The 12,576-nt window shown below is 56.8% G+C and carries 13 protein-coding genes; 7 read left to right on the plus strand and 6 right to left on the minus strand.

The features are described 5' to 3' along the window. A partial coding sequence (locus JO226_RS14715; RefSeq protein ID WP_293602292.1) for a LysR family transcriptional regulator occupies window positions 1-607 on the minus strand: 607 nt, incomplete at its 3' end. Between the two features lie 133 nt (window positions 608-740). Between JO226_RS14715 and JO226_RS14720 the strand changes: the two genes are divergently transcribed. The 4 genes from JO226_RS14720 (at window position 741) to JO226_RS14735 (ending at window position 4,985) form a co-directional block, all read left to right on the plus strand. After that, window positions 741-1,034 carry a hypothetical protein gene (locus JO226_RS14720; protein ID WP_293602293.1) on the plus strand — a complete coding sequence of 98 codons (294 nt, stop codon included), beginning with the start codon at window positions 741-743 and terminating at the stop codon, window positions 1,032-1,034. A 114-nt stretch (window positions 1,035-1,148) separates the two neighbouring features. After that, the gene (locus JO226_RS14725; protein WP_293602294.1) at window positions 1,149-2,318 is read left to right on the plus strand and encodes a pyridoxal phosphate-dependent aminotransferase; all 1,170 of its coding nucleotides are present in this window, start codon (window positions 1,149-1,151) and stop codon (window positions 2,316-2,318) included. A 12-nt stretch (window positions 2,319-2,330) separates the two neighbouring features. Continuing rightward, window positions 2,331-3,104 carry an ABC transporter substrate-binding protein gene (locus JO226_RS14730; protein WP_293602295.1) on the plus strand — a complete coding sequence of 258 codons (774 nt, stop codon included), beginning with the start codon at window positions 2,331-2,333 and terminating at the stop codon, window positions 3,102-3,104. Between the two features lie 225 nt (window positions 3,105-3,329). Continuing rightward, entirely contained in the window at window positions 3,330-4,985 is a 1,656-nt protein-coding gene (locus JO226_RS14735; protein WP_293602296.1) for a glucan biosynthesis protein D, read from the plus strand. 44 nt (window positions 4,986-5,029) lie between these two features. Here the strand turns inward: JO226_RS14735 and JO226_RS14740 are convergent, their stop codons facing one another. Beyond that, on the minus strand, window positions 5,030-5,689 hold the full coding sequence (locus JO226_RS14740) for an O-methyltransferase (protein WP_293602297.1): 660 nt from the start codon (window positions 5,687-5,689) through the stop codon (window positions 5,030-5,032). A gap of 225 nt (window positions 5,690-5,914) precedes the next feature. Here JO226_RS14740 and JO226_RS14745 point away from each other — a divergent pair, with 225 nt between their 5' ends. Both JO226_RS14745 and fumC read left to right on the plus strand, forming a co-directional pair. Continuing rightward, a complete protein-coding gene (locus JO226_RS14745; RefSeq protein WP_293602298.1) occupies window positions 5,915-6,703 on the plus strand; it encodes a YdcF family protein in 789 nt (262 codons plus the stop codon). Between the two features lie 226 nt (window positions 6,704-6,929). After that, complete coding sequence (gene fumC, locus JO226_RS14750; protein WP_293602299.1) at window positions 6,930-8,333, plus strand: class II fumarate hydratase; 1,404 nt, start codon at window positions 6,930-6,932, stop codon at window positions 8,331-8,333. Here the strand turns inward: fumC and tus are convergent. The 3 genes from tus to rstA form a co-directional block, all read right to left on the minus strand. Continuing rightward, the gene (gene tus, locus JO226_RS14755) at window positions 8,323-9,255 is read right to left on the minus strand and encodes a DNA replication terminus site-binding protein (RefSeq protein ID WP_293602300.1); all 933 of its coding nucleotides are present in this window, start codon (window positions 9,253-9,255) and stop codon (window positions 8,323-8,325) included. The two genes, fumC and tus, sit on opposite strands and share 11 nt — an antisense overlap. A 71-nt stretch (window positions 9,256-9,326) precedes the next feature. After that, on the minus strand, window positions 9,327-10,628 hold the full coding sequence (gene rstB, locus JO226_RS14760) for a two-component system sensor histidine kinase RstB (RefSeq protein WP_293602301.1): 1,302 nt from the start codon (window positions 10,626-10,628) through the stop codon (window positions 9,327-9,329). Window positions 10,629-10,652: 24 nt separating this feature from the next. Continuing rightward, a complete protein-coding gene (gene rstA, locus JO226_RS14765) occupies window positions 10,653-11,372 on the minus strand; it encodes a two-component system response regulator RstA (protein WP_293602302.1) in 720 nt (239 codons plus the stop codon). A gap of 125 nt (window positions 11,373-11,497) precedes the next feature. Between rstA and JO226_RS14770 the strand changes: the two genes are divergently transcribed. Beyond that, window positions 11,498-11,833 (plus strand): GlpM family protein, encoded by a 336-nt coding sequence (locus tag JO226_RS14770; protein WP_293602303.1) that lies wholly within the window; start codon window positions 11,498-11,500, stop codon window positions 11,831-11,833. On the opposite strand, the gene folM is transcribed toward JO226_RS14770, so the two are convergent. Next, window positions 11,830-12,552, minus strand: a complete 723-nt coding sequence (folM, locus tag JO226_RS14775) for a dihydromonapterin reductase (protein WP_293602304.1) — start codon at window positions 12,550-12,552, stop codon at window positions 11,830-11,832. The two genes, JO226_RS14770 and folM, sit on opposite strands and share 4 nt — an antisense overlap. Between the last annotated feature and the right edge of the window lie 24 nt (window positions 12,553-12,576).

Consider the following 12,576-nt stretch of genomic DNA (forward strand, 5'->3'; position numbering starts at 1 on the left):
CCGACGGCAGTGGCTCCGGCAGTTGCGCCAGCCACAGCGTCCAGTCGGTTTTGTCGCGGGTCGGGTGCAGGAAGGTCATACCGTGGAACTGTTTATCTCCCGCAAGCGACGGGCTTAAGACCGGTGTCAACGCCTCTTCAAACAGCAAGTCTCCTGCGTTCATGTGCGTGCCGAAGATGATAGCGGCGTCGTAGGGCTCGGTTTTGAAATTCACCGAGTGCTCGGTCGTGGTAGTGAGGGCTATCTGTAGTTCGGGGAAACGCCGTTCGATGGCGACCAGCCGCGGCACCAGCCAGCGCATGGCGCAGGTCGGCGCTTTTAGCCGCACCCCCGTCTGTTGCTGGCGCGCTTTATCCGCGACGCTCAGCAGATGTCCAAATGCGCTCAACAGCTCAGGGTAGAGGGCGCTGCCCTGCGGCGACAAGCGCAGTCCGCGCGCAAGCCGCTCAAACAGCGGAAAACCAAACCAGACCTCCAGCGTTGCAATCTTACGACTGACGGCGCCCTGGGTCAGACACAACTCGCGGGCGGCGTGCGTCAGGTTCAGGTGACGGGCGGTAACGAGGAAGGTTTCCACCGCACTGAGCGGCAATGTGCTACGTGGCATCGTGACTCCAGCTATGCAGTTGGCTCATGGCTATTATGACATGACAGTTTCGTTACCTGAAAGTAAACGAGACAGCGCGCTGCTGTAAACAACTGATACAGAGTTACACATAAGCGTCACACCCTGCATGGTAATGTACGTCACTCTGAAGATTAATCAGGACGACGTAGTGCGCATCAGCATCATTCTACTTTCATCGACAATCCAGCTCCTGTGCTGGTATGCGTTGCTGACGGTGATATTCGTCAACAGTATCCCGCATCCCTTCTGGCTGGCGGTGGTCGGCGTTTTTGAGCGCGGTTCGTTTGAGTTTATCGCCGATTTTCTTACTCGCCTGCCGTCGCTGCTGACGCTGGGGCTCGCCGCCTGGCTGGTGCATCTGGATTTCTATCTCTACCGCAAAGCGCTGCAAAAGCTCGGGCTGTAACTGCATGCGCCTGAGCCATGTTTTTTTCTCATGGCTATTATGACAACAATTCGATTGTCTGCTCTCATGGCATTGGTTTGAATACTTATGCATATTTCTTGAGGGGGCCTGACAATGACTCTGCGTTCCGTGGTGAAAACCCGTTCAAAACTGCCCGATGTGGGCACCACTATTTTTACCGTGATTGGGCAACTTTCAGCCCAGCATAACGCTATCAATCTTTCTCAGGGAGCACCCAATTTTGCCTGCGATCCAAAGCTGGTCGCGGGCGTAACGCGGGCAATGAGTGAAGGGCATAACCAGTATGCGCCGATGACCGGATTACAGGCGCTGAAGACGCGTATCGCGCAGAAAATTGCCGGGCTCTACGGTACCTGCTATGACGAAGAGAGCGAAGTGCTGGTCACCGCCAGCGCCAGTGAAGGGATCTACTCGGCCATTAGCGGCCTGGTGCATCCGGGCGATGAGGTTATTTATTTTGAGCCGTCGTTCGACAGCTATGCGCCTGTCGTCCGGCTACAGGGGGCTACCCCGGTCGCCATTAAGCTGACGGTGCCCGATTTTACGGTCAACTGGGATGAAGTGCGCGCCACCATCACGCCGCGTACCCGGATGATCATCGTCAACACGCCGCATAACCCGAGCGGCAAGGTATTCAGCGCTGAGGATTTACAGCAGCTGGCGCAGGTGACCCGCAATACTGATATCGTCATTCTGTCTGATGAGGTGTACGAGCATGTGGTCTTCGACGGACAGTCGCATCACGGAATGGCGACGCACCCGCAGCTTGCCGAGCGCAGCGTGATTATCTCGTCCTTTGGCAAAACCTACCATGTGACCGGCTGGCGCGTCGGTTATTGCGTCGCACCCGCGGCGCTGATGGATGAAATCTGCAAGGTCCATCAGTTTTTGATGTTTTCTGCTGATACGCCTATGCAGCACGCGTTCGTTGAGCACATGAACGATCCGCAGACCTGGCTTACGCTTTGTGCGTTTTATCAGCGCAAGCGCGATCTGCTACAGACGCTGCTTGCTGAATCGCCGTTTCGCCTGCTGCCGAGCCAGGGTTCATTCTTCCTGCTGGCGGATTACAGCCATTTCAGCGAGGAGAGCGACAGCGAGATGGTGAAACGGCTGATTGTGGACAACGGCGTCGCCACGATCCCGTTGTCAGCGTTCTATACCGATGGTACTGATAACAAACTTATTCGCCTGTCTTTTGCCAAAGATGACGCGACGTTACGGGCAGGTGCTGAAGCCTTGTGCCGGGTGAAACCACGTTAAGGAATGTAAGCCATGAAACTAAAAGCATTAATTCTGGGCATGGGCCTGCTGTGCTCGCTGTCATCCTTTGCGGCTGGCGAGTTGCGTTTTGGCGTGGAAGCGGAGTATCCGCCGTTCGAAAGCCGTAACGCCGCCGGAGAACTACAGGGTTTTGATATTGATTTAGGCAACGCGATTTGCCAGGCCGCGCAGCTCAAATGCAGTTGGGTGGAAACCTCATTTGATGCGCTGATCCCGGGGCTGGTGGCGAAAAAATTCGATGCCATTAACTCGGCGATGAACATCACTGAACAACGGCGTAAGAGCATTGATTTCACCCAGCCGATTTATCGTATTCCGTCGCAGCTGGTGGGCAAATCCGGTAGCGGGATGGAGGCGACCCCGGAAGGACTGAAAGGTAAAACGATTGGCGTACTGCAGGGCTCTATCCAGGAAACGTTCGCCAAAGAGCACTGGGAGAAACAGGGTGTCACCGTGGTCTCGTATAAAGATCAGAATCTGGCGTGGGCCGACCTGCTCAACGGCCGCATTGACGCCTCGCTGGTGATGTCCGCCGCCGGACAGGCCGGGTTCCTCAGCAAACCGCAGGGGAAAGGGTTCGGCTTTATCGGCAAACCGGTAGCGGATGACACGATTCTTGGCAGCGGTATCGGTTTTGGTCTGCGCAAAGGCGATGACGCCACCCAAAAACAGCTTGATGCGGCCATTGATAAGGTTCGGGCTGACGGGACTATCGATAAGCTGGCGGCGAAATACTTCCCGGGTATCAACGTCAGCGTAAAATAATCGCCTCGCGTTCTTTCGCCCTGGTCTGTGATGTCACGCCAGGGCTTTTTTATACGTATCTTTACACCTGCTGTTTTCCTGCGCTGATACAGAAATTTTTTCCAGCTTTGGACGTATTTTCAACGGTCAACAATTGGATTATCAATCATTTTTGTCTAGAGTGGGCGCTCTTGACGACGACATTGCGTTGTTACCGTTTCCCCAAAGAAGGATGCTCTTTCAGGCATGAACCGCAGACACTTTTTAAAATCCTCAATGGCTGTTGCCGCGGTGTGCGGTACATCCGGTGTGGCCTCTCTCTTTTCCCAGGCGGCGCTGGCGGATGACTCGAATATCGCCGATGGCCAGACCCGGCGGTTTGACTATTCCGTGCTGCAGTCCATGGCGCACGATCTTGCCCGCCAGCCGTGGGGCGGTGCGCCGAAAGCGCTGCCGCCGACGCTGGCAAACCTGACGCCGCAGGCCTACAACAGCATTCAGTACGATGCGGCGCACTCGCTGTGGAACAACATTGATAACCGTCAGCTTGATATTCAGTTTTTCCATGTCGGGATGGGCTTCCGCCGCCGGGTGCGGATGTTCTCGCTGGACGCGAAAACGCAGCAGGCGCGTGAAATTAATTTCCGTCCTGAGCTGTTCAAGTATAACGACGCGGGCGTGGATACCGCGCAGCTCGAAGGGCAGAGCGACCTCGGCTTTGCCGGGTTCCGCGCCTTTAAAGCGCCCGAGCTTGCCCGCCGCGACATCGTCTCGTTCCTTGGCGCCAGCTACTTCCGCGCGGTTGACGATACTTACCAGTACGGCCTGTCCGCCCGGGGCCTGGCGATAGACACCTTCACCGACACGCCGGAAGAGTTCCCGGATTTCACCGCATTCTGGTTTGAGACGGCGAAAGCCGACGCCACGGTCTTTACCGTGTATGCGCTGCTCGACAGTCCGAGCGTCACCGGGGCGTACAAATTCGTCATCAACTGCCAGCAGACGCAGGTGATCATGGATGTTGAAAACCACATCTATGCGCGTAAGGACATTAAACAGCTGGGTATCGCGCCGATGACCAGTATGTTCAGCTGCGGCAATAACGAACGCCGCATGTGCGACACCATTCATCCGCAAATTCACGACTCCGATCGTCTGGCGATGTGGCGCGGCAACGGCGAGTGGATCTGCCGGCCGCTGAATAACCCACAGAAGCTGCAGTTTAACGCTTACCAGGATAAGAACCCGCGCGGGTTCGGCCTGCTGCAGCTGGATCGCGATTTTACCCACTATCAGGACATCATGGGGTGGTACAACAAACGCCCGAGCCTGTGGGTTGAGCCGCGTAACCAGTGGGGCGAAGGATCGGTGGGCCTGATGGAGATCCCGACCACCGGCGAAACGCTCGATAACGTCGTCTGTTTCTGGCAACCGAAAAAAGCGGTGAAGGCCGGTGATGCGCTGGACTTCAAATATCGTCTTTACTGGAGCGCGCAGCCGCCGGTTCGCTCGCCGCTGGCGCGCGTAATGGCGACCCGCACCGGAATGGGCGGTTTCCCGGAAGGCTGGGCGCCGGGAGAACACTACCCGGCGAAATGGGCGCGCCGTTTTGCGGTGGATTTTGTCGGCGGCGACCTGAAAGCTGCGGCGCCAAAAGGCATTGAGCCGGTTATCACGCTCTCCAGCGGAGAAGCGAAGCAGATTGAGATCCTCTACGTGGAGCCGTTTGACGGCTATCGTATTCTCTTCGACTGGTACCCGACCTCTGAATCGACCGATCCGGTAGAGATGCGCATGTTCCTGCGCTGCCAGGGGGATGCCATCAGCGAAACCTGGCTCTATCAGTATTTCCCGCCCGCACCGGACAAGCGCAACTACGTTGACGATCGCGTGATGCGTTAATCCGCGCAGCCAGCCGCCCGCGTTCAGTGGGCGGCTGAATGTTCTCAGGCGTTTACCCGCGCCAGCGTAAAACCATCCCAGCCCTTCATTCCGACCGTTTGCAGCGCCGTTACCGTTAGCCGCGGATTATTCCCCATCAGCGCTATAAATTCCCGTACGCCCTGAACCCGATCGTCATCACAGTCAGGTTCGGTGACCTTACCTTCACGCACCACGTTGTCGCCGATAATAAGCGTACCGGGGCGGGAGTAGTGGAGCGCCCACCGCAGATAGTGGGGGTTATTCGGCTTGTCGGCGTCGATAAAAATAAGGTCGAAAGGGGCAATATCCCCAAGCGCGGAGAGTGAGGCGAGCGCCGGACCTTCTATCACGTCGACCCGATCGTCTACCCCTGCGAGCTGCAGATTCTGTCGGGCAACTCTGGCATGACGCTCATCGTATTCCAGGGTGATAAGCTTACCGTTTGCCGGTAGCTCGCGCGCCATCCAGATGGTACTGTATCCACCGAGCGTACCGATCTCCAGAATACGCTCGGCCCCCGCAATACGGACCAGGAGCGCCAGTAGCTGACCTTGGTTGGCCGCTACGTCGATGGCAGGCAGTCCGGCACGCTGGTTGTTTTCCAGTACAGCCTCTAGCACCGCGTCTTGGGGGATCAGCGTATCAATCAGATAATTATCAACTTTACTCCAGATATTCTGCATAACGGTAGATACCTCACTGTTGTCCTGGCTGGGTTGAGAATAGCGTATGCTGAGCGTTCAGCACATCAGGATAGCAGGTATTGCTCGAGAGTAAGTGACGATGTCACCTGCCATCACGGGTAGCGACAGGGTACAATTAATCCGGATTACGGCGTAAGCGGGTGCGATACATGCGCGCCAATGTTACGCTGCGCTATGGCTGACGAATTCAAGGAGTGTTTATCGATGACCTTTCCACATCTGGCTGAAACAACGCTGAACGCCGCAAACCGCATTGGCGAATGGCTGGCGCAGAATGATTTTGCTTCGCCGCCGCTGGCGGTTGACGCCGACTGCGTGGTGCTGGCCGGTAACGCCGTTATCCCGACCATCGATGCCGCTTGCCGCCTGAGCGCTGAGAACCGTACGCTGCTGATAAGCGGCGGTATCGGTCATTCCACTCCCTTTTTGTATGCCGCGGTGGCCCGCCATCCGCGTTATCGCGTTCTGCAAACCACCGGGCGGGCGGAAGCCGACATTCTTGCGGATATCGCTCACCAGTTCTGGAACATTCCCCGCGAGCGTATTCTCGTGGAGGATAAGTCCACTAACTGCGGAGAGAACGCCCGCTTTACACGCGATATGCTTGAAGCGCAGGGGATAACCGTGCGCAACGGTATTGTGGTACAGGACCCGACCATGCAGCGTCGCACGATGGCGACCTTTGCTCGCGTCTGGGAAGGCACGGAAAATGCGCCGCACTGGATGAGCTATCCCGGGTATTTACCGGTGTTGCATAACGGTGATGATGGGCTGGCGTTCATCCACGAGGCGCAGGACGTCTGGCCGGTAGGTCGCTACCTCTCATTACTGCTGGGCGAACTTCCCCGTCTGCAGGACGATGCGAACGGCTACGGGCCGCGCGGTCGCGGGTTTATTGCTCATGTTGATATCCCGGAGGCGGTGCAGGAGGCCTGGCATACCCTGCAGCAGGATGCTTTACTGCGCGACGCGCTTGCCAGTCGTTCTCTGTAAGATGATGCCCGTTTGCGATGTCGCGTCGTAAACGGGCATTTTGTGTTATAGCCGTGTTAGTTTCACGCCTGCCGTTCGACCTCTCCTCGCTGGTGTTACATCCCGTTTTGGCACAAAGAACCAAAACAAAATGGGAATATCTTTAATACTAAGCCTTGTGTCATCGCATTGATGTCCGGTGAGCCGTGTCAGTGAATCCCTTCACTTTATTTTCAAGGAGAAAGTAATGACCACGTATCGCAGTGAGAAAGATTCGATGGGGGCGATTGATGTCCCGGCAGATAAACTCTGGGGCGCGCAGACCCAGCGCTCGCTGGAGCATTTTCGAATCTCGACGGAGAAAATGCCGGAGGCGCTTATTTCGGCGCTGGCGCTGACCAAGCGCGCGGCGGCGAAGGTGAATCAGGATCTACATTTGCTTGCTGATGAAAAGGCGAACGCTATCGTCAGCGCGGCGGACGAGGTGCTGGCCGGAAAGCATACCGATGAATTTCCGCTGGCTATCTGGCAGACCGGCTCCGGCACCCAGAGCAATATGAATATGAACGAGGTGCTGGCGAACCGGGCGAGCGAATTGCTCGGCGGCGTGCGGGGTATGGAGCGCAAGGTGCATCCGAACGATGACGTCAACAAAAGCCAAAGTTCGAACGACGTTTTTCCTACCGCCATGCACGTTGCTGCGGTGATTGCCGTACGCGAACATCTGATGCCGCACCTCAGGGTGTTAAAAAAAACGCTGAGCGATAAATCCCATGCCTTTGCGGATATCGTCAAAATTGGCCGCACCCATTTACAGGATGCCACGCCGCTGACTCTGGGGCAGGAGATGTCCGGCTGGGTGGCGATGCTGGAACATAATCAGAAACACCTGGAACATGCGCTGCCGCACTTGTGCGAGCTGGCGCTGGGCGGGACCGCTGTCGGTACCGGGCTGAACACGCATCCGGAGTATGCGAAAAGGGTTGCCGATGAGCTGGCGGCCATTACCCGTCAACCGTTTGTGACGGCGCCGAATAAGTTTGAAGCGCTGGCGACCTGCGATGCGTTGGTCCATGCCCACGGGGCGCTGAAAGGGCTGGCCGCGTCGCTGATGAAAATCGCTAACGATGTGCGCTGGCTCGCGTCCGGACCGCGCTGCGGGATTGGCGAGCTCGCTATTCCGGAAAACGAACCAGGCAGCTCCATTATGCCGGGCAAGGTGAACCCGACGCAGTGCGAAGCGATGACGATGCTGTGCTGTCAGGTGATGGGTAATGACGTGGCGGTGAACCTGGGCGGCGCGTCGGGAAACTTTGAGCTTAACGTGTACCGGCCGATGGTCATTCATAATTTCCTGCAGTCTGTCCGGCTGCTGGCCGACGGGATGGAAAGCTTTAATGAGCACTGTGCGGTGGGCATTGAGCCCAACCGTGCCCGTATCGACCAGTTGCTCAATGAGTCGCTGATGCTGGTGACGGCGCTGAATACGCATATTGGCTATGACAAAGCTGCGGAGATAGCGAAGAAAGCGCACAAAGAGGGGATGACGTTAAAGGCCTCGGCGCTGAAGCTTGGCTACCTGACGGAGGCGGAGTTTGATGCCTGGGTCCGTCCGCTGGAGATGGTCGGCAGCATGAAGGTCAGTCGTTAGCCAGCCACAGGTGCAGCCGGGGGATCATTAACCGCATCGGCTGCGCCTCGGGTTTATAGCGGTACTGCACGTTCCCGGCATCATAGTTCAGCAGTTCGCCGATATCCGGAATGCTGACGCCTTTATTGCCGGAAAGGAGGGCAATCATCGGGCTGGGACAGGCGTATTGCACCTGCTTTTGCGCCCCGAAGTACCAGACGCGGGCGATGGGCTGCACCTTTACCGGCCGTTTAATCTTAAGCCTTGCCCGTTCGGGCAGGGCGGCGATGTCCTGATATTCCTGCTCAAGCTTGGCCTGCCACTGCTCACGGGTAAATGGCGTCACCGCGCGTGGCGCTTTCAGGCTTCTCTCCAGTTGAGCCAGCACCTCATCGCGGGTCAGATTCTTGATGATATGTTTATTCGCCCAACCGAAACGAATTGTACCTGGGTTGCGCAACAGCGTCAGGGAACGGTAGGCGTTGAGGGTGATTAATCCCGGCAGATGGTGGTGCACCCACTCAAAACGGGCGGCGGAGGGCAGGCCGGAATCCTCGGTGACAATCTTCTCAAATGCGGTTTTTAGCGTGTTCACCCGAGTGATGCGTTCTTCCAGCGCCTGATACTGAACGCTGTCGCACTGCAGGCAGATAACGCCGGGCAGGCGCGTGGCGGCCTTACTGCTGCGGTTTTCCGACTGCTGGTGGATAAACAGATGGCTAAAGTGCTGCAGGGCCATCGTAAGGGCAGTGGCGCCCAGATGCTGTTTGACGGCGATGGTATCCATCGGGTCATGTTCCCGCGCTTTGCTGACTTCCGGTAGCGCAAAAACGCGCGCCGCCAGCAGACGGCAGGCCTGCAACTGATGCGAAACGGCCTGAACCTCGTGCTCAAGTTCGCGAAACGTCGACGTCAGCCGTTCAATCAGATCGTAATTGGCCATAAGACCTTCATTAGTTACAACATACTAGTGAGTTTACTATAACCTCAACTCTGGCATCGTGCAAACACGTGTCAGACAGGGAGAGGCAGAGTGACGTTGTGGTAAATCGGCCAGCTAAAACAGAAACGAGCGCCGCCAAGCGGGCTGGCGTCACAGGAGACGCTGCCGGACATCGCCTGGGCAATCGAATGGACGATAGCCAGACCCAGCCCACAGCCGCCGGTGGCGCGATCGCGGCTGGGATCCAGGCGAACAAAGGGTTCGAACACGCGCTCGCGCTCGTCGGCGGCAATCCCCGGCCCGTCATCGTCGACAAGCAGGGTCGCGCGTGAATCCTGCAACAGCAGGCTCACCTGAATACGCTGGTTACTGTAGCGCATGGCATTGTTGACAAGGTTATCCAGCACGCGCTCCATCAGGCGCATGTCGAGCGCGCCGTAATCACCCATCGTCAGTTGGCTGAGGGCCACCTCGCGCTGCGGGTTAACGGTCTGAATATCCTCAACATGGGTCGTAATCCACGCCGGAAGATCCGGTGTGGTTAGGGTCAGTTCATTTTGCGGACGGTCAAGACGGGCATAGGTCAGCAATTCCTGAATCAGCGCCTCAAGCTGGCCAATATCGCGGTTAAGAGCCTGAGACTCCGCTTCCGAGAGGTTTTCGCTCATCTCAAGGCGGTAGCGCAGGCGCACCAACGGCGTTCTGAGTTCGTGCGCGATGCCGTCGATCAGCTGTTTTTTACTGGCGATAAGGGCATTGATGTTATCCGCCATCTGGTTGAAGGCTACGCCAAGCCGCTCAAAGCCGGAGGTACTGTCAAAGTGGATACGTTCGCTCAGATGCCCCTCGCCAAAGCGCTGAGCGGCGCTTTCAATTTTGAGCATGTCCTCCCAGTGCGGGCGCATCCAGAGGAAAACGGGAAACGCCAGCGAAACGGCGATAAATGCCATCAGCGCCATATCCAGCAGCCGCATCTGATGCAGAAAATAGAGATAGGGGACAGGTCCGACGGCCAGCACGTAGTGGCTGCGCGGAATGCGCTGGATAAAGGTGTACTGATCGTCAAGCGCGACGATATCGCCTGCGCGCAGATGCTGCATGGAATCTTCCGCCAGGTGGAATTTGCTCAGCGGTTCGATGCGCAGATCGAACGACAGATTCAGGTCCAGCTCTTTGAGCGTTTTGCTCCAGTCGCGGGGCGGGATTTCGCGTAATTCGCTGCGCATCAGGTACAGCGAGCTTTTCATCAGATCGTCCAGCGACTGTCGGCCTGCGCGTTCGGCGGTAAATTTATACACCAGCCCGACCAGCATGGTCATCACGAGGAAGCAGACAAACAGCAGCAGGTAGAACTGCACGAAGAGTTTTTTCATTTCCGGCCCCGAACGAGTGGCGAATCAGTTATCCCAGGCGTGTGGGGCGAACAAATACCCTTTATTGCGTACCGTTTTGATGCGATAGGGCTCGGTGGCGCTATCGAGTAGCTTTTTGCGCAGGCGGGAAATCGCCACATCGACGCTGCGATCCATGCCGTCATAGGACACGCCGCGCAGGTTCTTCAGCAGCGCATCACGATCCATAATCTGCCCGGCGTGCGTTGCTAACTCCCACAGCAGATCAAAATCTGCGGTCGACAGCGCAATATTTTCACCGCTCAGCAGCACCTGGCGGTTTACCGGGTCGATGGCCAGCGTCCCGAAGCGAATGGCTTTATGCGGCGTCAATGGGGACGCGCTCTTTTCACCGGGTACGATAGCGACATGCTGACGCAGATGCAGGCGCAGGCGCGCAAGCAGCACGGCGGGTGGGGTGGTTTTCAGAATGTAGTCGCTGGCGCCCATCTCGAGCGAAAGAATATGGTTCATGTCGCTGTCAAGGGAGGTGAGCAGCACAATCGGCCCCTGCCATTGCGCCCTCAGGTCGCGGCAAATCGTCATCCCGTCTTTTCCCGGCAGCATGATATCCAGCAGCACCAGATCAGGTTCTTCACGGAGTACAACCTCCTCGGCGCGATCGCCGCGAGGCTCGACGATAACGTCCATATCGTGCTTATTCAGGTAGGCTGCAATCAGCGAACCCACTTCCGGGTCATCTTCAACAAAGACTATCTTATTCATAACCGAGATACATCAGGAAAAAAGTTAACATACACCGCAGGAAATCCTTGATCCATTAATCTTTCATAAATAACGCGACTTCCGTTATCCTGCCAACATTATTACGTGAAATGCAGGCGCAGGAAATGGGATTACTGATCAAAGCGGCCTTAGGCGCGCTGGTCGTCGTGCTGATAGGGATTCTGGCGAAAACCAAAAATTACTACATTGCCGGGTTGATCCCGCTGTTTCCGACGTTTGCGATGATCGCGCATTATATTGTCGCCAGCGAGCGGGGCGTTGAGGCGCTGCGCGCCACTATCGTCTTCGGGATGTGGTCAATCATTCCCTATTTTCTTTATCTGCTGTCGCTGTGGTATTTCACTGGATTTCTGCGCCTGCCGTTGGCGCTGGCAGGCGCAGTGGCGTGCTGGAGTCTGAGCGCCTGGCTGCTTATTTTGCTATGGAGCCGTTTTCACTAACGCAGCGGACGGCCGCCATCCACACCGAACGAACGCCCTGTGACATAGCAACTGGTCAGCAGATAATCGACAAGATCGATTATCTCTTTTTCGCCCGGCGCGATTTTCATCAGCGACTTGTTTAACGCCTGTTGGCGATACTCGGCGTCATCGCTGTCGTTGAACAGAATCAGCGACGGCGCGATGGCGTTGACCTTCACCTCCGGCGCCAGTTTGCGGGCAAACGAGCGGGTCATATTATCAAGCGCGGCTTTGCTGGCGGCATAGGCGATATGCTTGTCGCTGCCGCGTTCAACCACGTAGTCGGTAAAATGGATGATATCGCTGGCGGCGTGGCCGTGGCCGCGTAAAAGCGGTTCCAGCGCATGATTAAGCAAGTAGGGCGTCTGAACGTGGATCTGCAACATCTGCTGCATGACGTCCGCCAGCGATACGCCAGGTTTCTCCGCTTTCCAGTCGCTGGCGTTATGCAGGATCGCGCGCAGCCCGTCAGTATGCGCCTTCACGCTGTCCGCGAAGGCCAGTACGCCATCGGTGGTGGCAAAGTCCGCTTTCAGGCAGACCGCGCCTGCGGCTTCCAGTGTTCCAATGGCGTCGTAGCGGGTGCGGTAGCTGACGATCACCGGTTGTTGCTGATTGAGGAAATGGTGGGCAAGGGCGAGACCGATACGACGGCCTCCTCCCGTAATAAGCACTGGGCGCGACTGGTGATGCCCCATCGTATACTCCTTAACAAATTGCGA

Source organism: Pluralibacter sp. (assembly GCF_019237635.1).
GTDB lineage: Bacteria > Pseudomonadota > Gammaproteobacteria > Enterobacterales > Enterobacteriaceae > Enterobacter_B.